Consider the following 24,873-nt stretch of genomic DNA (forward strand, 5'->3'; position numbering starts at 1 on the left):
ACAACAATGAGGAAAGATTTGACTGCTTGCAACCTCGCTAAAAAATGCTAAAAAGGAGTGTAAACTTTTTAGGGCTGTACCGTCAAATCTTACCACACAAATTAATACGTACATGCCATACCTGTTTACATCAGAATCCGTAAGTGAAGGCCACCCAGATAAAATAGCGGACCAAATCAGTGATGCACTTTTAGACAATTTTTTGGCGTTTGACCCAGAAAGCAAAGTTGCCTGTGAAACTTTGGTGACCACCGGGCAGGTAGTACTGGCAGGTGAAGTTAAAAGTGATACCTATCTCGATGTACAGCACATTGCAAGGGACGTTATCAACAAGATAGGTTACACCAAGGGAGAATATCAGTTCAGTGGAGATTCCTGTGGAGTGATTTCACTGATCCACGAACAATCGCAAGATATCAATCAAGGGGTTGACAGGGGAAGCAAGGAAGAGCAAGGTGCAGGGGATCAGGGAATGATGTTTGGTTATGCGACCAAAGAAACCGAGAATTATATGCCTTTGGCCCTTGATATTTCGCATAAAATCCTTCAGGTTTTGGCTGATTTAAGAAGAGAGGGCACAAGAATTCCTTATTTGAGACCAGATGCCAAAGCTCAGGTAACTATTGAATATTCCGATGAAAATGTGCCTCAGCGTATCGACACCATTGTAGTATCTACACAACATGACGAGTTTGATGCTGATGAAAAGATGTTGGCCAAAATAAAGGAGGACATCCTTTCAATTTTGATCCCGGAGGTGAAAAAATTACTGCCCGAATCCATTCAAGTCCTTTTTAATGATGATATTAAATACCATATCAATCCAACCGGCAAGTTTGTTATCGGTGGTCCCCATGGCGATACCGGTCTGACCGGACGTAAAATCATTGTCGACACCTACGGAGGAAAGGGTGCTCATGGAGGCGGAGCCTTTAGTGGTAAGGATCCTAGTAAAGTGGATAGAAGCGCGGCATATGCAGCTCGACATGCAGCAAAAAATTTAGTTGCTGCTGGAATAGCTGATGAAATCCTGGTACAGGTGAGTTATGCAATTGGAGTAGTGGAGCCTACTTCTATTTTTGTGGATACGTTTGGTACTTCCAAGGTGCAGTTGTCCGATGGAGAAATCGCCGAAAAAGCTTCGGAATTGTTCGATATGCGCCCTTTTGCCATAGAAGAGCGGTTAAAATTGAGAAATCCTATTTATTTGGAGACGGCAGCTTACGGTCATATGGGAAAACAGCCCCAGAAAATCTCAAAGGTTTTTGAATCTCCTTACAACGGAAAAGTTGAAAAGGAAGTTGAGCTTTTCACTTGGGAGAAATTGGACAGTGTTGATGCTATAAAAGAGGCCTTCGGACTTTAACGGCTTACTTTGTTTTTCATGATTTGAAGAAGGAAAAAGAATCCTTCTGGGAAAGAGATTTCTTCGTAGTTTTAGCAATCAGTCAAAATTTCTTTAAAATGAAAAGAATGTGTCGCCTTGTGATGCTGATGTCAGTTATGGCATTGGCAATTTCATCCTGTAAAAAAACCGTCAAAACAGAAGTCCAACTTGAAGATACCTATGTAGCCGACAACTACAATAAACAAGAAGTGGATGTAGAAATGCGCGATGGGATAAAATTGCACACAACCATTTATTCCCCAAAAGATACTTCAAAGGAATATCCCATTTTGATGCAGCGAACACCCTATAGCTCCAGACCCTATGGAGAGGGGAATTTCAGAAAGCGAATTGGACCCAACGTTCATTTAATGAAAGAAGGGAATATAATCGTATACCAAGACGTGCGTGGCAGATGGTTGAGCGAGGGACATTACGAGAATATGAGGGCTTATATTCCAAATAAGACTTCGGATGAAGATGTGGATGAAAGTTCAGATACCTATGATACCATTGAATGGTTGGTGAACAATGTGGAAAACAACAATGGTAGGGTTGGTGTATGGGGCATTTCATATCCCGGGTTTTACGCGACCTATGCCACTGTTGATGCCCATCCTGCTTTAAAAGCTGCTTCACCACAAGCCTGCATTGGCGACTTCTTTTTTGATGATTTCCATCATAACGGGGCATACTTGCTGAGCTATTTTAGGGCTACTTCCCTTTTTGGGACTCCAAGACCGAATAATGACCAGCCCATTGATACAGCTTGGTACACCCTGCCCGATATCCAAACGGAAGACCAATATCAGTTCTTTTTGGATGTTGGGCCATTGAAGAATTTAAATTCCTTTTTTGAATACGAGACAGCCGATACCCCGACCATGAGACCTGAGGGCCTTACGGATGATTATTTTTGGAATGAGCTCAAAGAGCATCCCAATTATGATGGATTATGGCAAAGCAGGGGAATCATTCAACACCTGAAGAATGTAAAGACCAATGTGGCCACAATGATTGTTGGTGGATGGTTTGATGCTGAAGACCTACATGGCCCCTTGGAAACCTATAAGAATATTGAACGTCACAACGAAGGAAACTATAATACCATGGTTTTTGGCCCATGGGACCACGGAGGTTGGGCAAGGAACGTGGATAGAAATGTTGTAGGCAACTATTACTTCGGGGATTCTATTTCCAGGTTTTATCAGAAAAATATTGAAACAAAATTCTTCAACCATTTCTTAAAGGGGGATGGGGATAAAAACAGTGGACTTCCAGAAGCCTATGTTTTTGATTCTGGACGTAAAGAATGGAAGACCTACGATTCATGGCCTCCCCAGGGAGTTGACAAACAGACCATGTTCCTGTCGGAGGACCAAAAATTGAGCTCAGAACAAAATGAGGTTTCAGATATTCAATTTGTTAGTGATGTAAAAAAACCCGTTCCCTATTCCGAGGATATCAAATCCGTTTTTACCCCAAGAAAGTACATGACGGACGATCAGCGTTTTGCTGCGCGCAGGTCGGATGTGCTCGTTTTTGAGACGGATGTGATGGAAGAAGATATGACCTTGGCTGGGGATATTCTCGCCAAATTGAAGGTGGCAACAACTGGAACCGCCTCTGATTGGATTGTAAAGGTGATCGATGTGCATCCTTCGGACACCAAAACCAATGAAGAAATGCAGGATCATCTCAAAATGTCCAACTATCATCTGATGGTGCGTAGTGAGGTCTTAAGAGGGCGATTTAGAAATAGTTTTTCCAAACCTGAACCTTTTACACCAAACAAGAAAACCGATGTGACCATAAAATTGCAAGACGTTTTCCATACCATCAAAAAAGGACATAAACTCCAGATTCAGGTGCAGAGCACTTGGTTCCCTTTAATTGATTTGAATCCACAGACCTATGTAGACAATATCTTCAAGGCGAATGAAGAGGATTTCAAGACTCAAACCCACACGGTATTTACAGATTCTAGCATAGAGTTTTCAGTTTTAAATTGAAAATGACCTCAGCTCGGAAAACCAAAAAACCATGGCCTACAAAGGCGGCGATGGAGCAAATTTATGAGGCCAAACTTTGGGGAGATAATGGTGCTGAATTCTATTCTGGTGACGGATCTCACCATCCTGAGATGGTAGAACCTTATGTTGACGTGCTTCAATCACTTTTAAAATCCTTTGAAAACCCATTGACCGTGGTTGACTTGGGTTGTGGCGATTTCAATATTGGTAAAGCATTGATTGAGAGCACCAAAAAATATATCGCAGTGGATATCGTGGAAGAGTTGATAAACTTCAATAAAAAGAAGTTCCAGCATCCAAATTTGGAATTCTATTGTCTGGATATTGCAAAAGATGAGCTGCCATCGGCCGATTGCGCTGTTCTACGCCAAGTATTGCAACATTTGTCCAACCAAGAAATCAAAAGCATTGTAAACAAGCTCTATGATTTCAAATATGTGGTTTTGACGGAACACCTACCTCATGGCGATTTTTCGCCCAATATGGACATCGTTTCAGGTCAGGGCATCAGATTAAAAAAACAAAGTGGTGTAGATTTACAGGAAGCTCCATTTTATTTAAAGGTGAAGGAAGCGAGGCAATTGTTAGTTGTAAACTCCCCAAGTTTAGGCGGAAGAGTGGTGACTACCTTGTTCGAGATGGCATGAGTTCAATTAAACTAACTTGGTGGACGAGATTTTCTGTTCTCTGGGGCTAAATCCGCAAAATTTCCCAAAATCATTAGGATTTTAAAACATTCTGATACTATATTTGTCCTCACAAGTTCAAACACGTATTGAATAGTTATCAAGAAAGGTGGAGGGAATAGACCCTATGAAGCCTTAGCAACCCTTGGCTGCTTATGTCAAGAAGGTGCTAAATTCTATCCCATGTGGGAATAGATAACAACAACCGATAGTTTCGGTTTCACTTTCTTATAACTTTTTGATTTTTCCTATCGACCTAAAGGTCGAGCAGGGTTTGGCTTTTTTGTGTTTTTAAAATGAATTTTAAAAACGATGTCATTCTCACGAAAGTGGGAATCTAAAAACGAAATAGTTTAATTAAAAGCAAAAAAATCATGAGTGATCAAAAATTTTCAACCAATGCTTTGCATGCCGGGCACGATGTTACCGTCAACGGAGGAACAAGGGCGGTGCCTATTTACCAAAGTACGGCCTATGTATTCAATAATGCCGACCACGCTGCGAATCTTTTCTCCTTGGCAGAATTCGGAAACATCTATACGCGGATCAATAACCCTACCAATGATATTCTAGAGCAGCGTCTGGCCGCTTTGGAAGGAGGAATAGCCTCTGTGGTTACTTCATCTGGGACCGGAGCGATAAATACAGCCTTGTTGGTTCTGTTAAAAGCTGGAGATCATATTGTTTCTTCCAATAGCCTTTATGGGGGAACGTATAACCTGTTTAGTGTGACTTTGCCGCGTTTGGGAATCACAACAACTTTTGTGGACCCTTCGGACCCAGCCAATTTCGGTAAAGCGGTTCAAGAAAATACACGTGCTTTCTTTGTAGAATCTTTAGGCAATCCAAAATTGGACGTATTGGATCTTAAAGCTATTTCCAAGGAAGCAAAAGCGGCCAAAGTGCCTTTTATTGTTGATAACACGGTGGCCTCTCCAGCTTTACAGAACCCCATAGAACACGGCGCCAACATTGTGATCCATTCCTTGACCAAATACATCAATGGAAACGGAACTGCCTTAGGCGGTGCGATTATCGATGCGGGAACATTCGATTGGGCCAATGGAAAATTCCCGGAATTTACGGAACCATCCCCAGGTTACCACGGATTGGTCTATCATGATGCACTTGGACCTGCCGCATTCATTGCCAAAGTCAGAATCGAAGGTCTTCGAGATCATGGAGCATGTTTGAGTCCATTCAATGCCTTTCAAATTATACAGGGATTGGAAACCTTGGAAGTCCGTATGAAAAAACACAGTGAAAATGCATTGGCAGTAGCAAAATGGTTAGAAGACCGGGATGAGGTGACCTGGGTCAATTATCCGGGTTTGGAGTCAAGCAAGTATAAGTCGTTATCTGATGAATATTTGCCTAAAGGACAAAGTAGTATTGTCACCTTTGGTGTAAAAGGAGGGTTCGAATCGGCCAAAAAAATAGCCGATGAAACCAAGATTTTTTCGCTTTTGGCAAATATTGGAGATACCAAATCATTGATTATTCACCCTGCAAGCACCACCCATCAGCAGTTGGATGATGCTCAGCAGGAATCCACAGGAGTGACCAAGGATTTGATTCGCTTATCTGTGGGACTTGAAGATCTAGCTGATTTAAAGGCCGATTTAGAACAAGCTTTTTCAACAATTGATAAATAGTAGGTTCCATAAAGATAATAACAGGTTTCCTCTCCTTTTAGGAAAGGATTAAGGTGAAGTAAACCCTTCACCCCAACCTTCTCTAAAGGGAGAAGGAGCAAAAGTCAAATATGCTCCACACATTAGAAATAAAGGATTTTACCACGATAAGTGGCGTTACCCAAGATTTGCAGTTGTCCTATCAAATTTTTGGAAAGGAGTTGCATACGGCCCCAATTGTTTTGGTAAATCACGCCCTTACAGGAAACTCGAATGTAACAGGAGAATCAGGTTGGTGGTCCGATTTGATTGGAAAGGGCAAAAGCATTGATGCCGATAAGTTTACCATTTTGGCCTTCAATATTCCAGGTAATGGATATGATGGATTTGTGATTGACAATTATAAGGATTTTGTGGCTGGAGATGTTGCCAAGACCTTTCTACAGGGACTAAATCAATTGAAAATTGACCGCTTGTATGCAATTATTGGCGGTTCCCTGGGTGGAGGTATTGCATGGGAAATGACGGCCTTAAATCCAAAGATCACGGAGCATCTGATTCCCGTGGCATCAGATTGGAAATCCACGGATTGGTTGATTGCAAATTGCCAGATACAAGAACAATTTCTTGTGAATTCAAAACAGCCTGTTCACGATGCCCGTATGCATGCCATGCTGTGTTATCGCACACCTGAATCGTTTAAAGAACGGTTCAAGCGTAGTACCAATGAGGAGCTTCAGGTTTTCAATGTGGAGAGCTGGTTGATGCACCATGGGAAAAAACTGCAAGAACGGTTTCAGTTGTCAGCCTATAAACTGATGAACCAATTGCTAAAGACCATCGACATCACAAGAGATGGTGATGAAGCGTTTAAGGCACTGCAAGAAAGTGAAACCAAGATTCACATTATCGGTGTCAACTCGGATCTGTTCTTTACTGCTGAGGAAAACAAAGAAACCTTTAGAAGATTGGCACTGGTTAATACCAATGTTACCTATGGGGAAGTGCAGTCCCTTCATGGACATGACGCTTTTTTGATGGAGTTTGAGCAGTTGGAAAAATTGTTGGAGCCTGTGTTTCAGAAAAATGGAAAGTCGGAACGCATCAAAATTCTAAAGTTTGGAGGGAAATCCTTGGCCAATGGAGAAGGAATAGAACGCGTTCTCAAAATTATTTCCAAAAAAGCCCAAGAAAAGGAACATTTTGCTGTGGTACTCTCGGCAAGGGGAAAAGCCACTGACCAACTGGAGTCGATGCTTAAGAAAGCGGCCAACGACGAAGATTTTGAAGAAGAACTTAAGTTTTTTGAAAACTATCAGAAAGAAGGATTGTCCAATACTTCCGTTATTGCCAACGAACTTAAGGCGGTTGAGAAAATACTTAAAGGGGTCTCGCTCACAGGGGATTACAGTGCGAAGACCAAAGATGAGCTTATGTCTTATGGTGAACTGATTTCAGGTAGAACTGTAACAGCTTTGTTGAAGGAAGCTGGAGTCAATGCAGAATTGCTGGATTCAAGGGATTTGATTAAAACCGATGACAATTTCACCAATGCTGAGGTAGATGAGGGTGTTTCCAAGGAAAATGTTATCCGAGCTTTTAAAAACCTGAACTCGGACGTAATTCCCATTGTAACCGGATTTATAGCTTCCAATAACTTTGGGGAAACCACAACTTTGGGTAGAAATGGCACTAATTATTCCGCAGCTTTGCTTGCCAATTTCTTGGATGCCCAAGAATTGCTCAACTACACCCATGTGAACGGTATTTATACCGCAAACCCCGATTTGGTTTCAGATGCTAAGCTGATCGATGTTATTTCGTATGCTGAAGCCAATGAGCTGGCCAATTTTGGAGCCAACATTTTGCACGCGAAGACCATAATTCCTCTTATTGAGAAAAATATTCCGTTGCGAATTCTAAATACCTTCAACAATGACAACCAAGGAACATTGATTGGACCCAAAACGGACAATGGAGGGATAAAATCTCTGTCGGTTTTAGAAGATGTTGCCTTGATCAACCTAGAGGGAAGAGGGCTTTTGGGCAAAGTGGGGATTGATGCACGGATTTTTAAAGCGCTAGGTCAGAATAACATCAATGTTGGAATTATCTCCCAAGGCTCTTCCGAAAGAGGAATTGGTCTGGTGGTCGATGCGAAGGAGGCAAGGAAAGCCAAAAAAGTACTCGATTTAGAATTTGAAACAGATTACACATCTCAAGATGTAAATCAAATTACCGTTATGAAAGATGTTTCAGTGATTTCCATCGTGGGAATGGACTTGAGCACTTTTCATAAACCCTTTAATGCTTTGGTGAAGAACCAGGTGGTACCCTTACTCTTCAACAATACTGTGACTGGTAAAAATGTGAGTTTGGTTTTGAAGAAGGCCGACTTGAACAAAGCGATCAATGTAGTGCACGGACAGATTTTTGGAATTGCCAAAAAAGTAAATCTGGCCATCTTCGGACATGGGAATGTGGGCGGAACTTTGATAGACCAAATATTGGATTCTAAAGACAGCATTGAAAATAGAAAAGATATTGACCTTCGGATTTTTGCCGTATCCAATTCCAAAAAGGTGCTGTTGAATGCCAAAGGGATTTCGAAAAACTGGAAGGGGAATTTGGACAAAAACGGAACCCCATATCAAATCGGGGAGATTATTGAATTTGCCAAGACCAATCATTTGGAAAACCTGATAGTGGTGGACAACACGGCAAGTGAAGGTTTTGTGGCCAGTTATGAAGAGTTTATAGACAGCGGGTTTGATCTGGTTTCTTCAAATAAAATTGCAAACACCTTGGGATTTGATTACTACAAATCAATCCGGAAACATTTGGAGAAAAACCAAAAGCAATACCTCTATGAAACCAATGTTGGGGCAGGACTCCCACTTATCGATACCATAAAACTGTTGCATTTATCTGGGGAGAATATCACCAGGATAAAAGGGGTGTTCTCCGGTTCGTTAAGTTATATTTTCAATACGTTTTCAGAAAATGATGTTGCGTTTTCCAGTATTGTGAAAGAAGCAATGGAAAAAGGGTTTACAGAACCAGATCCTAGGGAAGACCTCTCTGGAAACGATGTGGGAAGAAAGTTGTTGATTTTGGCCCGGGAACTTGATTTGCACAACGAATTTGATGATATACAAATTGAAAATTTAATTCCAAAGGAGTTACAACCTCTAAGTTTTGATGAATTCAAAGAACAGATTAATGTTATGGATGAGGTATACGGAAAAGTCAAGAAGTCCCAGAAAGAGGGCCACGTGCTTCGTTATATTGGAGATTTGCATGGAGACCTGCAACAAGACAAAGGCATATTGGATGTGAAACTCGTTTCTGTGCCCAAAGAAAGTGCATTGGGGCAGGTGAGTGGTTCAGATTCCATTATTGAGATTTACACAGAATCCTATGGCGAGAACCCTTTGGTGATTCAAGGTGCTGGAGCAGGCGCTGCGGTCACCGCACGTGGGGTTTTTGGTGATATTTTAAGAATAGCGGAAAAAATATAGTTTTGGCTGAATTTAGCTAAAACACAAAGCTTGTTTTGGTGGCTGAGCGGAGTCGAAGCCACAAAGAAGTATTATGAAAGGATTTCTCTATTTATTGGAATGTTCAGATGGAAGCTACTATACGGGAAGCACAATAGATTTGGATAAGCGAATAAAAGAGCACCAAGATGGAAGAGGAGCTAATCATACTAAAAAACGATTGCCGGTACAATTGGTTTATGTTGAAGAGTATTTGAGTATTGATGCGGCTTTTTATAGGGAAAAACAGGTTCAGGGGTGGTCGCGTACCAAAAAAGAAGCATTAATAAATGGAGAATTTGACACTTTGCCCAATTTGGCTGAATGTAAGAATGAAACGCATTGCAAATATTTTAAGGAGAAAGAATAATGTGGCTTCGACTCCGCTCAGCCACCGAAAAAGTAAATATGAGTCAGAAAAAACAATTTGAAACAGAAGCGATTCGAACGCAAATAGAGCGCACACAATTCTTGGAGCATTCGAGCCCAATGTATTTGACCTCAAGCTTTGTTTTTGAGGATGCTGAGGATATGAGAGCTTCTTTTGCCGAAGAAAAGGACCGAAATATCTATTCGCGTTACTCCAATCCCAATTCTTCTGAGTTTATCGATAAAGTGTGCAAAATGGAGGGAGCAGAGAGCGGTTTTGCCTTTGCTTCGGGTATGGCAGCGGTATACGGTACTTTTGCAGCCCTGTTGGAAAGTGGAGACCATATCGTCTCTTGCAGGAGTATTTTTGGATCTACCCATACGTTGTTTACCCAGTTTTTTCCTAAGTGGAACATTACAACCAGCTATTTCAATGTTAATGATGTGGACAAGGTTGAAAGTTTGATTACGGACAAGACCAAAATCATTTATGCTGAATCCCCGACCAATCCGGGAGTGGATGTTTTGGACCTGGAGATATTGGGGAACGTAGCCAAAAAGCATAACCTGATCTTTATTATCGATAATTGCTTTGCTTCTCCGTATTTGCAGCAGCCTATAAAGTTTGGAGCACATTTGGTTATTCATTCAGGAACAAAATTGATGGATGGTCAAGGACGGGTTTTGGCGGGGATCACCGTGGGAAACGAGGATCTTGTCGATAAAATTTACCGTTTTTCAAGAATAACGGGACCATCGCTTTCCCCTTTCAATGCATGGGTTTTGTCCAAAAGTTTGGAAACTTTGGCGCTTCGAGTGGATAGACATTGCGCAAACGCACTGCAATTAGCTACTTTTTTGGAAAGTCATCCCAAGATAGCATGGGTCAAATATCCTTTCTTGAAATCGCATCCTAAATATGAGGTGGCCAAAAAACAGATGAAGGCTGGTGGATGTGTGGTTGCTTTCGAGGTAAAAGGAGGTCTTGAGGCTGGACGAAAGTTCTTTGATTCCGTAAAAATGTTGTCCCTTTCGGCCAATTTGGGGGATTCGCGCAGTATAGTCACCCATCCGGCATCGACAACACATAGCAAGTTGACCGTCGAGGAACGAAAATCCGTTGGAATTTCTGATGGCACGGTACGGATTTCAGTTGGTTTGGAGCATATTGATGATATCATTGCAGACATCGAACAGGCACTGGACTAAACATTTTTTCCTTTTGACCTAATGAGGACAGCCAATTGTTAAAATTCGCTATCTTCGTGGGATGCTGTCAAAGAAGACAAAATATGGCTTAAAAGCCCTTACCTATCTGGCTTCCCTTGAAAGCCGGGAACCTGTTCAGATTGCGGAAATTGCAAAGCATGAGAACATTTCCCAAAAATTCCTGGAAAGCATATTGCTTACCTTAAGACGGAATGGGTTTTTAGGTTCAAAAAAAGGCAAGGGGGGAGGCTATTATTTGATCAAGGAGCCAGAAGATATCTTAATGACCGCGGTAATGCGGGTATTGGAAGGCCCCATAGCAATGGTTCCCTGTGTAAGTCTCAATTTTTACGAAAAATGTGATGACTGTCCTGACGAGAACAAATGTTCTGTCAATAAATTGATGCTACAGATAAGGGATAGCGCTCTTGAAGTCTATAGAAATAACACCTTAGCCGATCTGATTTCCTAGTTCGAATTCGATACTGATTCTGTTTCGGGATCAATAAATTCATAAAATTCCAGCACACATTTGTTAAAATCTACAAAAACGATAGGGTAATGGTAATTTTATACCGATTTTAACGATTCCATTAGTATAAAACATGTATGTTTGTATTTCCTAGTAAATCTATAGGATAATGTTATGATCGCAGACCAACTGATACTTAGCAACAAAAAGGAAAAAACATCTTTCCAAAAAGATAAGAATTCAGAGAGACCGATTCGAAGTATTGCAAAAGCTGTAAGCTGGAGGGTGGTAGGAACCCTGGATACTTTGATCATCTCTTATTTTTTTGTTGACGAAGTTGTCTTGGCCGCTTCCATAGCCTCCGCGGATTTTGTCACCAAAATGATTCTATATTTTTTCCATGAAAGAATTTGGAACAAGGTTGGCTGGGGAAAATAAAAAAACACGATATGGCATTTACACAAGAGAGCATAGAAAATTTAAATCGACAGTTCAAAGGCATTGATCCACAAGAAATTATTTCTTGGGCCATCGCAAATGGAAATACCCCTGTGGTGACCACCAATTTTCGCCCCTACGAAGTGGCGATACTTCACGCCGTTACCGATATTGATCACGACATTCCTGTGGTATGGTGCGATACGGGCTATAATACACCCAACACCTACAAGCATGCGGAAGAGTTGATTTCAAGATTAGGGTTGAATATAAAACTTTACGTACCAAAACAAACTGCTGCCCATCGTGATGCCATAATGGGAATTCCGCAAATAGATGACCCATTACATGCCGTATTCACCGAACAAGTTAAATTGGAACCTTTTAGAAGAGCCATGGGGGAGCACAAACCAGATGTCTGGTTCACCAACCTGAGAAAAGGACAAACCGCTCATAGGGATTCTTTGGATGTACTGAGCTTGAGTAGCGATGGAGTGCTAAAAGTAAGCCCGTTCTATCACTGGAGCGATACCCAGTTGGATGCTTATCTAAAAGAATACAATTTGCCAAACGAACATAAATATTTTGATCCCACAAAAGTGTTGGAAAACCGGGAGTGTGGATTGCATACCTAAAAGAAAATAAAACATTGAGCACACTTTTAGAAGAAATACAAAAACCTGAAATATTGGATTTGGAAAAAAGACCAAAGGCCAATGCGCTAGAGCATGAGGCCATTTATATTATCCGCGAAGTTGCGGCCCAGTTTGAAAAACCGGTATTGTTGTTTTCGGGAGGAAAGGATTCCATCACCTTGGTGAGACTGGCCCAAAAGGCATTTTGGCCAGCGAAGATTCCATTTCCTTTGATGCATATTGATACAGGACATAATTTCCCAGAAACAATCGAGTTCCGGGATAAATTAGTTGAAGAGTTGGGCGTTGAGCTTATCGTGAGAAATGTACAGGATTCAATAGATCAGGGAAAAGTAGTGGAGGAAACTGGAAAATACGCCAGTAGAAATATGCTGCAGACCACTACTTTATTGGATTCCATCGAGGAATTCAAGTTTGATGCTTGTATCGGAGGTGCTCGTAGAGATGAGGAAAAAGCAAGGGCCAAAGAGCGCATATTTTCTGTTCGTGACGATTTTGGCCAATGGGATGAAAAAAACCAACGCCCAGAGTTGTTCGATATGTTGAACGGTGAGATTGAAATGGGACAAAACGTTCGGGTTTTTCCAATCAGTAACTGGACAGAGCTTGATGTTTGGAGCTATATTGAAAAAGAAAATATTGAGATTCCATCCATATATTTTGCGCACAAGCGTAATACGTTCCTTCGGGATGGCCTGATTTGGTCCGCGGAAGATGATGTAGTGTTCCGCGCTGATGACGAAGTGGTGGAGGAGCGAGTGGTTCGTTTCAGAACTGTGGGTGATATGAGCTGTACGGCAGCGGTAGCATCTTATGCCGATACCATCGATAAGGTGGTCGCCGAAATCAGGGAATCAAAAATCTCAGAACGAGGTGCTAGAATAGATGACAAACGTTCCGAAGCAGCCATGGAAAAACGAAAGCAACAAGGGTATTTTTAAAGGATTATGGAAGTATTGAAAATTGCTACGGCAGGTAGCGTGGATGACGGTAAAAGTACCTTGATTGGGAGACTGTTATATGACACCAAATCGTTGACAGACGATAAATTGGAAGCCATTGAGCGTACCAGTAAACAAAAAGGGTACGATTATCTGGATTTTTCGTTGGCAACTGACGGTTTGGTAGCGGAAAGGGAACAGGGAATCACTATTGATGTGGCCCATATCTACTTTTCAACAGCAAACAAGAGTTATATCATAGCGGATACTCCCGGACACGTGGAATACACTAGAAATATGGTTACGGGAGCATCAACTTCCCAAACGGCTATCATACTCATCGATGCCAGAAAAGGAGTAATTGAGCAGACCAACAGACACTTTTTTATTAATAACTTATTGCGTGTCAAAGAAGTGATTGTTGCCATCAACAAAATGGATTTGGTGGATTTTTCGGAAGAAAAATATAATGCGATAAAAGCTGACTTTGAGCAGTTAATGGACAAACGTGATTACGCAGATCAAAAAATCACGTTTATCCCGATTAGTGCATTAAAGGGAGACAACGTAGTAGAGAAATCCGAGAATACACCTTGGTACGATGGCGAGACCATATTGGAACACTTGGAAAGTTTGGATTTGGCTGCAGTATCCAATGTGGGGACCCCAAGGTTTCCGGTACAATATGTGGTTCGACCCAAAACCGAGGAATTTCATGATTTTCGCGGATTCGCAGGGAAAGTATATGGTGGAGAGTTGAATGTTGGGGATGATGTTGTGGTTTTGCCTTCCATGACACGAAGCCGAATCAAGAGCATTTATTTCTACGATCAGCAATACGAAACAGCGCCAAGACGATCGTCGGTGACCATTACCTTGGAAGATGAGGTCAATGTGAGCAGGGGAGATATGTTGGTGAAAACAGGTGATTTACCCACAATAGACAAACAACTTATAGCTACGGTTTCTTGGATGGATTCCGATAACCTTACAACGGGCGGTAAGTATGTGGTGCAGCATGGGATAAACAAGGTATTGGCAAAAGTAGATGCCATCGAACATAAGATTCACCCCGATTATTCAGGGATTGAAGAGAACGTTTCAAGCTTACAAATGAATGATATTGCCAAAGTAAGGTTGAAGTTGAACAAACCTATTTTTTACGATCGGTTCAAAGATCATCGTACAAACGGTTCCTTTATCATTATCGACAGTAGAACAAATACAACGGCAGGTGTTGGTTTCATAAATTAAATGCGACCAACCAACGCCGGATTGGATAACCCAATTTTGAATAAAACCTATTAACCAGATAGGAAAAATAGAAAAATGAGAAGCTTTAGAACAGAAATAGAGAATCCAGTAGTTGAAAATGACATTATTGAATTGGAAAGAAAGATTCGCCAGTTTAAAGGAGGCGAATTGGATGAAGAAAAATTCAGGAGTCTACGTTTGGCCCGTGGAGTTTACGGTCAGCGTCAGCAAGGAGTTCAGATGGTTCGTATCAAATTACCTTATGGTAAAGTAACCTCCAACCAATTGCTACGCATTTGTGATGTTTCTGATGAGTACTCAAGAGGAAGACTGCATATCACCACACGTCAGGATATTCAAATCCACTATGTGGATCTTGATCGTACTCCTGAACTTTGGGCCGAGTTGGAACGGGATGATGTCACCCTACGTGAAGCATGTGGAAATACCGTTCGTAACGTAACCGCCAGTGAAACTGCTGGAATTGATGTTGACGAACCCTTCGATGTGTCTCCTTATGCACATGCCGTTTTTCAATATTTCCTAAGAAACCCCATAGGTCAGGAAATGGGAAGAAAATTCAAGGTTTCTTTCTCGTCAAGCGATGCAGACACAGGTCTTTCCTATATGCATGATTTGGGCTTTATTGCCAAGGTTAAAAATGGGGAAAGAGGTTTTAAAGTAATGTTGGCTGGTGGATTGGGGTCCCAACCTCGCCATGCAGATGAGCTTTACAGCTTTTTACCAACGGATAAAATTGTTCCCTTAATGGAAGGGGTAATCCGTGTTTTTGACAGATACGGAGAACGTAAAAGTCGAGCTAAGGCCCGTATGAAATTCTTATTGAAGGATATTGGTTTGGAAGGATTCAAGGTGTTGTTGGAAGAAGAACAATTGGCCATTCCGATTCAATCATATCCCATAGATTTTGAAAGTTATCCAAAACCTGTGGTTGCCAATGTCGAAGTTCCTTCAGTACAGATTGAAGAAAAGGAGAAATTCGAACAATGGAAATCAACCAATCTGGTTCCGCAAAAACAAAAAGGCTATGTAGCTATAGGAATCAAAGTGTTATTGGGTGATTTTTATACGGATAAAGCAAGGGAATTGGCCAAACTGGTCCAAGATTATGCCGCTGGTGAAATTCGTTTATCACTTCGTCAAAATATTCTAATCCCTTTTGTAAAAGAGGAGTTGGTCCCATTTTTCTATTCGGAGTTGAAAAAATTAGACTTTGTAGAAGCGGGATATAATAAAGCATTGGATATAACTGCTTGTCCAGGTACAGATACCTGTAACCTTGGTATTTCTAGCAGTACAGGAATCGCGGAGGAATTGGAGCGAGTTATAAAAGCCGAGTATCCACAGTACATCAAGAACCCAGATGTGGTCATCAAAATAAGTGGTTGTATGAACGCCTGTGGTCAACATAACATGGCAAACATCGGATTTCAAGGAATGTCCATCCGTACCAAGGATAAATTAGTGGCTCCAGCACTTCAAGTGCTGTTGGGTGGCGGAAACTTTGGAAACGGTAAAGGTAGATTTGCCGACAAAGTGGTAAAAATCCCAAGTAAGCGAGGCCCCCAGGCCCTCAGATTGATTCTGGATGATTTTAATGCAAACGGGAATGGGGCTTCCTTTGCTGATTATTACTGGGAAAAAGGAGAACAATATTTTTATGAGTTCCTAAAACCACTTACAGATATTGAAAACCTCACCCAAGATGATTTTATCGATTGGGGTACTGAGGAAAAATACAAGAAAGAAATCGGAATAGGCGAGTGTGCAGGGGTTATTGTGGATCTGGTAGCTACGCTATTCTTTGAAAGTCAAGAGAAGATTGAGAAGGCGGAAGAAGCCTGGGCCGAAGAAAAATGGGCTGCAAGTATTTACTATTCGTATCAATCTATTGTAAACTCAGCCAAGGCACTTTTAACATCCGAAAAAGTTAAAGTAAACACGCATTCTGGAATCATCAAGGATTTTGACAGATTGTATGTTGAAACCGGTAAAATAGACTTGGCGATAAGCTTTGAAGACATAGCACTTCAATTAAACAAAAACAAACCTACGCAGGAGTTCGCTAAATCCTATTTGGAGGACGCAAAGCAGGTTTTGGAAGTGTTGGAAGACTTTAGAAAATTAGAATTGGCACATGTATAACGGCAAGCTGACAGTGGTAGGGGCTGGCCCCGGGGATGTGGATTTGATTACCCTAAAGGGAATCAAGGCATTACAGAGCTCGGACGTTGTATTGTATGATGCTCTTGTTGATATTGAACTGTTGAATTATGCCTCAAAGGCCGAGCATATTTTTGTGGGCAAACGCAAAGGATGCTATGCCTACCAGCAAGATCAAATCAATGAATTGATTGTGCAACGGGCAAGTTCGGGCAAGCATGTGGTTCGATTAAAAGGAGGTGACCCATTTGTATTTGGAAGGGGAGCCGAGGAGATGGAATATGCGGCAGCCTATGGTTTGAATGTTGAGGTTGTTCCTGGGATTTCGTCTTCAGTGGCGGTGCCAGCATCCCAAAACATTCCAGTGACCAAAAGAGGTGCTTCGGAGAGTTTTTGGGTGATTACAGGTACTACCAAAGAGCATAAGTTGTCCGCGGATGTAGCTTTGGCGGCTAAATCAAATGCCACCGTTGTGATTTTGATGGGCATGTCAAAATTGAATGAGATCACCGAGCTCTTCGCCAAGGAAGGAAAATCGGATGTACCGGTTGCTATCATTCAGAATGGTACAACGGACAATGAAAAAATTGGAATTGGCACAGTCTCAACTATTGTGGAGAAGGTAAGTGAACAACAGTTGTCAAATCCGGCCATAGTTGTGATTGGTGAAGTTGTAAAACATCGACAAAAAATAGCGGAGATTCAAAAGAACTCCATTGAAACGGGAATTAAATTGTTTGAAAAAGTATAATTATCGGCTCTGGCTGAGACTTTAAATTAAGATTATGATTAAAACAGATATACTGATAATTGGAGCGGGACCAACAGGATTGTTTACGGTCTTTGAAGCGGGACTGCTAAAGTTGAAAACGCATTTGATTGATGCACTACCACAGCCTGGAGGTCAATGCTCGGAGATTTATCCAAAGAAACCTATTTACGATATCCCGGCCTATCCTGAGATTTTAGCTGGTGATTTGGTAGACAGACTTATGGAGCAGATCAAGCCTTTTGAACCCGGGTTCACTTTGGGTGAGCGAGCCGATACTTTGGAAAAACAAGAAGATGGTTCTTTTATTGTTACCACGAACAAAGGGACTAAGCATCATGCCCCTGTTGTGGTCATCGCTGGTGGATTGGGCTCTTTCGAACCTAGAAAACCTCTGATTTCCAACATAAGTGATTTTGAGGACAAGGGAGTGGCCTATATTATCAAGGACCCAGAAGTATATCGGGATAAAAAAGTGGTCATCGCCGGTGGTGGTGATTCAGCCTTGGACTGGGCAATTTACCTGGCAGATGTGGCATCCGAAGTATCCTTGGTACACCGTAGAAATGAATTCAGGGGAGCCTTGGATTCTGTTGAAAAAGCTTCCGAGCTGGCAAAATTGGGCAAGATCCAATTGTACACCGAAGCAGAGGTGAAAGAACTACACGGAGAGGATGAGTTAAAGGCGGTGGTCATTAAGCATAATGATGAAGCCAAAGGAGAGACCTATGTGGAGACAGACAATTTTATTCCGTTGTTCGGACTTTCCCCTAAACTTGGACCTATTGGCAGTTGGGGCCTGGAAATAGAGAAAAATGCGATCAAGGTCAATAATTCGAAGGACTATCAGACCAACATACCCGGAGTTTTTGCCATCGGGGATGTAAATACCTATGAAGGAAAATTAAAATTGATCTTATCCGGATTCCATGAGGCGGCGGTAATGTGCCAATATGCCTATCAGATTATCAATCCAGATAAACGATTTGTCATGAAATATACCACTGTTGGCGGTGTGACCGGATTCGACGGTTCCAAAAAAGAGGCCAAAAAAGAGGTGGTGCAAAGTATAGTCTAAAAGTTTTTTTAGGTTATTTGAGTTAGTCAAACCTTCCATTGTTCCACTTTGGAAGGTTTTAACTTGTAAAAAAGGGGAATTTAAGTTGCTTTTGATTGGAAAGTGTGGTTATTTTGTTCCCAGTTCATTTAAAAATTGAAATTGTTATCAAGAAAGGTGGAGGGATTGGACCCTTTGAAGCCTTAGCAACCCTTTAATCCACATAAAGAAGGTGCTACATTCTACCCTTGTCCTGAACTAGTTTCAGGACCTCATGGAAAAAAACTCTCCATGATGCGGGAAGGATAACATAGGATGTTTTCCTAACGTATTCCTGCATTTTTCTTGATACCATTTATAACCCTAATTAAAGGGAATTGTGTTATGACGCGTATCGAAGAAATATTACACAATCGGATTTTGGTGTTGGATGGGGCCATGGGCACCATGTTACAACGTTATAAGTTCGAAGAAGAAGACTTTAGAGGTGACCGCTTTAAGGATTGGGAACATCCTTTAAAGGGAAATAACGATTTACTGTCTTTGACGCAACCTCAGGCTATTGCTGAGGTGCATAGAAAGTACTTTGAGGCTGGTGCAGATATCGTTGAGACCAATACTTTTTCCGGAACATCCATCGCCATGGCCGACTATCATATGGAGGATTTGGTATATGAGCTCAATTATGAATCTGCGCGCATAGCCAAGGAAGTAGCGAACGAATTTACAGCCAAGGAACCCCATAAACCAAGATTTGTAGCAGGAAGTATTGGTCCTACCAATAAAACGGCCAGTATGTCTCCCGACGTCAATGACCCTGGATTTAGAGCTGTCTCATTTGATGAACTTCGAGAAGCCTATAAAGAACAGGTGGAAGCGCTACTGGATGGAGGCTCAGATATCCTTTTGGTAGAAACTATTTTTGACACGTTAAATGCTAAGGCAGCCCTGTTTGCTATCGAGGAAGTAAAGGAGGAGAGGAATATTGAAGTTCCCGTAATGGTAAGTGGTACTATTACGGATGCCTCCGGCAGAACACTTTCTGGTCAAACTGCGGAAGCTTTTTTGATTTCAATTTCACATATCCCGATTCTTTCGGTAGGATTCAATTGCGCTTTGGGGGCAAAACAACTGGTTCCCCATTTAGAGGTGGTCTCTGCAAAAACGATTTATGGTGTTTCGGCGCATCCGAATGCCGGATTGCCAAATGCTTTTGGGGAATATGACGAATCTCCAGAAGAAATGGCTTCCCAAATCAAGGAATATGTCGAAAAAGGGTTGGTGAATATCGTTGGAGGATGCTGTGGTACCACTCCAGAACATATTAAGGCCATTTCCGATTTGGTCAAAAACTATGAACCACGAAAACTTGCTGTTTCCGTATGAGTAATCAAAAACCAAGATATCTAAAGTTATCTGGCCTTGAGCCTTTGGTAATTACCCCTGAAAGTAATTTCATCAACGTAGGGGAACGTACCAATGTGGCCGGGTCCAAAAAGTTTCTTCGTCTGATCAAAGAGGAGAAATATGATGAAGCTTTGGATGTGGCCCGACATCAAGTAGAAGGTGGGGCCCAGATCATAGACATCAATATGGACGATGGCCTTATCGACGGTAAGGAAGCTATGGTCAGATTTTTGAACTTGATTGTCTCAGAACCCGATATTGCCAGGGTCCCCATTATGATAGATAGTTCAAAATGGGAAATCATAGAAGCGGGATTACAAGTTGTCCAGGGAAAATGCGTGGTCAATTCCATCAGTTTAAAAGAAGGAAAAGAACAGTTTATCCATCAAGCTAAATTGATAAAACGGTACGGAGCAGCTGTTATCGTAATGGCATTTGATGAGGTTGGGCAAGCGGACACCTATGAAAGACGAATTGAAATTGCTGAACGCTCATACCGAATTTTGGTGGATGAGGTCAAATTTGCCCCTGAGGATATCATCTTTGACCTTAACATCTTTCCCGTGGCCACCGGAATGGATGAACACAAGCTCAATGCCCTCGATTTTATCAATGGAACCAGATGGGTGCGGGAAAATCTGCCTTATTGCAGTGTAAGTGGTGGAGTCAGCAATGTTTCCTTTTCGTTTAGGGGAAACAATCCCGTTCGGGAGGCCATGCATTCTGTTTTTCTCTTTCATGCCATTAATGCCGGAATGAATATGGGAATCGTGAACCCAGCTTTGCTGGAAGTCTATGATGACATTCCTAAAGATTTGTTGGAGCATGTAGAAGATGTAATTCTCAACAGACGGGATGATGCCACAGAAAGATTGTTGGAATTCGCTGAAACGGTGGTCGGAAAAGCCAAGGAAAGCAAAGTTGATTTGTCTTGGAGGGAAGAACCATTGCAAAATAGGATTACCCGTGCCTTGGTCAAGGGAATAGACCAGTATATTGTAGAGGATGTGGAAGAAGCCCGTCAACAGGCTGCCAGACCACTTGAGGTCATCGAAGGGAATTTGATGACTGGAATGAATGTGGTAGGGGACCTGTTTGGAAGTGGGAAAATGTTTTTACCTCAGGTGGTGAAATCAGCTCGTGTGATGAAAAAGGCGGTAGCATACCTTACTCCGTTTATTGAAGAATCTAAAGATTCCGATACGCAAGCTGCGGGAAAAATATTAATGGCTACTGTTAAAGGAGACGTCCACGATATCGGGAAGAACATTGTAAGTGTGGTTTTGGCGTGCAATAACTATGAAATTGTGGATATGGGTGTGATGGTTCCACCTGAGAAAATCATCAATAAGGCTAAAGAAGAACAGGTCGACATTGTCGGTTTGAGTGGTTTGATTACTCCTTCTCTGGATGAAATGGTTTTTTTGGCCAAAGAAATGGAGCGCCAAGACTTTAGTGTACCATTGCTGATAGGTGGAGCAACAACCAGTAAGGCTCATACTGCGGTTAAAATCGACCCGGTATACAGTCATTCCGTGGTACATGTAAATGACGCATCCCGGGCAGTGACCGTTGTCGGTGACTTGTTACAAAAAGAGACTTCGGATAAGTATAAAAAGTCAATCAAGCTGGATTATGAAAGCTTTCGGGATAAATTCTTGAATCGTACCAAACAAAAGGAATATCTGACTTTGGAAGAGGCAAGAAGCAACAAACTCCAGATTGAATGGAATCCATCAGACATTGTGAAACCCAAGGATGTGGGAATTCAAGTTTGGGAAGATTTCAATTTAAAAAAACTTACAGATTTCATTGATTGGACCCCATTTTTCAGAAGTTGGGATTTACATGGAAAGTATCCTGACATCCTTAAGGATAAAGTAGTAGGGAAACAGGCCACAGAGCTTTTTGAAGATGCTCAAAAGATGCTCAAGAAAATTTTGGACGAAAAACAATTGAAAGCCAAGGCCATTTTTGGATTGTTCCCCGCGAATCAAATAGGTGAAGATGATATAGAAATAGTTTCTCCCTCTCCGGGGGAGATGTCCAACGGACAGAGGGGGGTATTTCGCACTTTGCGTCAACAATTGAAAAAAAGAGCTGGGGTACCAAATATTGCTTTAGCAGATTTTATAGCACCAAAATCTTCTGGAATTCAGGACTACATGGGATGTTTTTGCGTGACCACTGGATTTGGTACACAGGAATTGGCGAAGAAGTATGAAGACAAGCTAGATGACTATTCCTCTATTATGGTAAAGGCATTGGCTGACCGTTTGGCGGAAGCTTTTGCCGAATACCTGCATAAGGAGGTGAGGGCAAAGCATTGGGGCTATGCATGCAAAGAAAGTTTGTCCAATAATGAACTGATCGACGAGAAATATCGTGGAATAAGACCGGCACCTGGTTATCCCGCTTGTCCTGACCATCTTGAAAAACTCACTATTTGGGAACTTCTAGGTGTAGAGGAAAAAATAGGGGTAAAACTGACAGATGGTTTGGCCATGTGGCCTGCTGCCAGCGTAAGTGGATATTATTTTGGACATCCACAGGCCAAGTATTTTGGACTTGGAAAAATTAAGCAAGATCAGGTAGAGGATTTTGCCAACAGAAAAGGAATTGAACTGGAGAAGGCACAGAAATGGCTAGCTCCCAATATTGTTGATAGTTGAAATTTGTCATTCCTGTGAAGACAGGAATCCATAAAAATTATAATAGATAAGATTCCCACTATTGTGGGAATGACGGAATACATTTATGAAAGTAACCGACCACATAAAACAAGCTAAAGAAGAAACACTCTTCAGTTTTGAGATCATACCGCCCGTAAAAGGGAAGAGCATCCAAGAACTTTATGACAACATTGACCCTTTGATGGAGTTTAAACCTCCATTTATTGATGTCACTACCTCTCGCGAGGAATATGTTTATATCGACAGGGATGGTCTTTTGGACAAGAAATTAACGCGTATGCGTCCTGGAACTTTGGGAATTTGTGCGTCGATTACGCATAAGTATAATGTGGATACTGTTCCCCATGTACTGTGTGGTGGTTTTACCAAGGAAGAGACCGAGTACTTGTTGGTGGATTGTCATTATTTGGGGATTGATAATGTAATGGCGTTGAGAGGAGATGCTATGAAAGAGGAAAAATATTTTTCTCCAACCAGTGGCGGACACCTATATGCCTCGGATTTGGTCAGTCAGATCCAGGCTTTAAACAAAGGAAATTATTTGCATGAAGTCATCGAAACAGACAATTGCGCTGACTTTTGTGTCGGGGTGGCCGGATATCCAGAGAAACACATGGAAGCGCCTTCACTGAAGTCCGATTTAAAACGATTGAAGCATAAAGTGGATTTAGGTGCCGACTATGTGGTAACACAGATGTTCTTCGACAACAAAAAGTTCTTCACGTTTGTGGATGCCGCCCGTGAAATGGGTATCAATGTACCAATTATTCCCGGAATCAAACCAATTGCCGTCAAAAGACACCTACAATTGTTACCTCAAGTATTTCGTGTGGATATTCCAGAAGATTTGATTGATGCTGTCGAAGGTTGCAAAAACAACAAGGAAGTAAGGCAAGTAGGGGTTGAATGGTGTATTCAACAATCCAAAGAACTTAAGGCAGCAGGTGTTCCGGTCTTGCATTACTATTCGATGGGAAAATCAGATAATATCAAGGCCATTGCCAAGGAGGTTTTTTAATTTCCTACTTTAGCGCTTCATGAAGCGCCTACTTTATTTATGTGTTGTGTTATGCTGCTTTAATGGATTTTCCCAAACAAAGGAAACCCCAAAAAAGTATGTGTTGGATGCTAGTCAGTTTTATGGCTCCATACTTTTGCACAATACCGACATTTCCCATTTAATAACCAATCACCCAGGCGGACTTATTCTTGGGTTTAACCGAAAAAGGTTTGGAAACGAGGAATGGGAATCGAAATATGGGTATCCGGATACAGGATTTTCGTTCATCTACCAAAATATGAACAACTCTACTTTGGGAGAAAATTTTGGATTGTATGCGCATTATAACTTCTATTTCTTTAAGCGGAATTTACAGTTCCGGGTAGGTCAGGGGGTAGCTTATAACACCAATCCCTATGACAAGAATAACAATTTTAGGAACAATGCTTATGGTACTCATCTGTTGAGCTCTACCATGGTGATGCTCAATTATCATAAGGAAAATTTGTTCTCTGGACTGGGATTAAAAGCGGGACTTTCCCTGATTCACTATTCCAATGCTAATTTTAAGGCACCCAATACATCTACCAATACGATGGCACTGAATGTTGGGCTGACCTATGATTTGGATGGCGGGGAAACCTTTGAATTCCTTGCCCCCGAAGCAACGGGAAAAATTACAGAACCCATTCGTTTTAATCTGGCGTTTAGGACAGGCGTCAACGAAAGTGATGTGATTAATTCTGGACGATACGGGTTTTGGATACTTTCTGCCTATGCCGACAAACGATTGGGAAGAAAAAGTGCCATCCAACTGGGAACGGATGTGTTCTTTTCCAATTTTCTAAAGGAATTGATTCGGTTTCAGTCTACTTCATTTCCTGAGTTGAATGTTGCTGCAGATACAGATTTTAAACGTGTTGGACTGTTTGTTGGACATGAGCTGTTCATCAACAAAATGAGTATTGTGACCCAATTGGGCTATTACGTCTATTATCCGTTCGATTTTGAAGGTCAGGTCTACAATAGAATTGGGTTAAAACGATATTTTGGAGATAAGTTTTTTGGAGCAATTACCTTAAAATCCCATGCTGCCAAAGCTGAAACCGTGGAATTTGGAGTTGGAATAAGATTATAGGAGTGAA

At 41.6% G+C, this 24,873-nt stretch carries 19 protein-coding genes and 2 riboswitches; all 19 genes read left to right on the forward strand.

What is annotated here, in order from left to right:
* The first annotated feature begins 112 nt into the window (after window positions 1–112).
* The 19 genes from metK to ACULLH_RS06050 all read left to right on the forward strand — a co-directional run bounded on the left by metK (window position 113) and on the right by ACULLH_RS06050 (window position 24,866).
* On the forward strand, window positions 113–1,366 hold the full coding sequence (gene metK, locus ACULLH_RS05960) for a methionine adenosyltransferase (RefSeq protein WP_454087807.1): 1,254 nt from the start codon (window positions 113–115) through the stop codon (window positions 1,364–1,366).
* Between the two features lie 98 nt (window positions 1,367–1,464).
* Complete coding sequence (locus ACULLH_RS05965) at window positions 1,465–3,399, forward strand: CocE/NonD family hydrolase (RefSeq protein ID WP_454087808.1); 1,935 nt, start codon at window positions 1,465–1,467, stop codon at window positions 3,397–3,399.
* A gap of 2 nt (window positions 3,400–3,401) precedes the next feature.
* Window positions 3,402–4,067: a class I SAM-dependent methyltransferase gene (locus ACULLH_RS05970; protein ID WP_454087809.1), complete on the forward strand. Its 666-nt coding sequence runs from the start codon at window positions 3,402–3,404 to the stop codon at window positions 4,065–4,067.
* 133 nt (window positions 4,068–4,200) lie between these two features.
* Window positions 4,201–4,308, forward strand: a riboswitch (SAM riboswitch).
* 172 nt (window positions 4,309–4,480) lie between these two features.
* The gene (locus ACULLH_RS05975) at window positions 4,481–5,761 is read left to right on the forward strand and encodes an O-acetylhomoserine aminocarboxypropyltransferase/cysteine synthase family protein (RefSeq protein WP_454087810.1); all 1,281 of its coding nucleotides are present in this window, start codon (window positions 4,481–4,483) and stop codon (window positions 5,759–5,761) included.
* A gap of 110 nt (window positions 5,762–5,871) precedes the next feature.
* A complete protein-coding gene (thrA, locus tag ACULLH_RS05980; RefSeq protein ID WP_454087811.1) occupies window positions 5,872–9,261 on the forward strand; it encodes a bifunctional aspartate kinase/homoserine dehydrogenase I in 3,390 nt (1,129 codons plus the stop codon).
* A 73-nt stretch (window positions 9,262–9,334) separates the two neighbouring features.
* Complete coding sequence (locus ACULLH_RS05985) at window positions 9,335–9,649, forward strand: GIY-YIG nuclease family protein (RefSeq protein ID WP_454087812.1); 315 nt, start codon at window positions 9,335–9,337, stop codon at window positions 9,647–9,649.
* Between the two features lie 38 nt (window positions 9,650–9,687).
* Complete coding sequence (locus ACULLH_RS05990; RefSeq protein WP_454087813.1) at window positions 9,688–10,857, forward strand: trans-sulfuration enzyme family protein; 1,170 nt, start codon at window positions 9,688–9,690, stop codon at window positions 10,855–10,857.
* Between the two features lie 61 nt (window positions 10,858–10,918).
* Window positions 10,919–11,329, forward strand: a complete 411-nt coding sequence (locus tag ACULLH_RS05995) for an RrF2 family transcriptional regulator (protein WP_454087814.1) — start codon at window positions 10,919–10,921, stop codon at window positions 11,327–11,329.
* 174 nt (window positions 11,330–11,503) lie between these two features.
* On the forward strand, window positions 11,504–11,767 hold the full coding sequence (locus tag ACULLH_RS06000) for a DUF2061 domain-containing protein (RefSeq protein ID WP_454087815.1): 264 nt from the start codon (window positions 11,504–11,506) through the stop codon (window positions 11,765–11,767).
* A gap of 11 nt (window positions 11,768–11,778) precedes the next feature.
* The gene (locus ACULLH_RS06005; protein WP_454087816.1) at window positions 11,779–12,402 is read left to right on the forward strand and encodes a phosphoadenosine phosphosulfate reductase domain-containing protein; all 624 of its coding nucleotides are present in this window, start codon (window positions 11,779–11,781) and stop codon (window positions 12,400–12,402) included.
* 59 nt (window positions 12,403–12,461) lie between these two features.
* Window positions 12,462–13,364 carry a sulfate adenylyltransferase subunit CysD gene (gene cysD, locus ACULLH_RS06010; protein WP_454087960.1) on the forward strand — a complete coding sequence of 301 codons (903 nt, stop codon included), beginning with the start codon at window positions 12,462–12,464 and terminating at the stop codon, window positions 13,362–13,364.
* Between the two features lie 6 nt (window positions 13,365–13,370).
* Complete coding sequence (locus ACULLH_RS06015; RefSeq protein ID WP_454087817.1) at window positions 13,371–14,618, forward strand: sulfate adenylyltransferase subunit 1; 1,248 nt, start codon at window positions 13,371–13,373, stop codon at window positions 14,616–14,618.
* Window positions 14,619–14,693: 75 nt separating this feature from the next.
* Complete coding sequence (locus ACULLH_RS06020; protein WP_454087818.1) at window positions 14,694–16,784, forward strand: HEPN domain-containing protein; 2,091 nt, start codon at window positions 14,694–14,696, stop codon at window positions 16,782–16,784.
* On the forward strand, window positions 16,777–17,553 hold the full coding sequence (gene cobA / locus ACULLH_RS06025) for a uroporphyrinogen-III C-methyltransferase (RefSeq protein WP_454087819.1): 777 nt from the start codon (window positions 16,777–16,779) through the stop codon (window positions 17,551–17,553). The genes ACULLH_RS06020 and cobA overlap by 8 nt, the downstream gene beginning before the upstream one ends.
* Window positions 17,554–17,587: 34 nt before the next feature.
* Window positions 17,588–18,649 (forward strand): NAD(P)/FAD-dependent oxidoreductase, encoded by a 1,062-nt coding sequence (locus tag ACULLH_RS06030; protein ID WP_454087820.1) that lies wholly within the window; start codon window positions 17,588–17,590, stop codon window positions 18,647–18,649.
* Between the two features lie 141 nt (window positions 18,650–18,790).
* Window positions 18,791–18,913, forward strand: a riboswitch (SAM riboswitch).
* 99 nt (window positions 18,914–19,012) lie between these two features.
* Entirely contained in the window at window positions 19,013–20,014 is a 1,002-nt protein-coding gene (locus tag ACULLH_RS06035; RefSeq protein WP_454087821.1) for a homocysteine S-methyltransferase family protein, read from the forward strand.
* Window positions 20,011–22,707 (forward strand): methionine synthase, encoded by a 2,697-nt coding sequence (metH, locus tag ACULLH_RS06040; RefSeq protein WP_454087822.1) that lies wholly within the window; start codon window positions 20,011–20,013, stop codon window positions 22,705–22,707. The genes ACULLH_RS06035 and metH overlap by 4 nt, the downstream gene beginning before the upstream one ends.
* Window positions 22,708–22,792: 85 nt before the next feature.
* Entirely contained in the window at window positions 22,793–23,746 is a 954-nt protein-coding gene (gene metF / locus ACULLH_RS06045; RefSeq protein ID WP_454087823.1) for a methylenetetrahydrofolate reductase [NAD(P)H], read from the forward strand.
* 19 nt (window positions 23,747–23,765) lie between these two features.
* The gene (locus ACULLH_RS06050) at window positions 23,766–24,866 is read left to right on the forward strand and encodes an acyloxyacyl hydrolase (RefSeq protein ID WP_454087824.1); all 1,101 of its coding nucleotides are present in this window, start codon (window positions 23,766–23,768) and stop codon (window positions 24,864–24,866) included.
* Window positions 24,867–24,873: the final 7 nt, after the last annotated feature.

It is taken from the genome of Flagellimonas sp. 2504JD4-2, assembly GCF_053642935.1.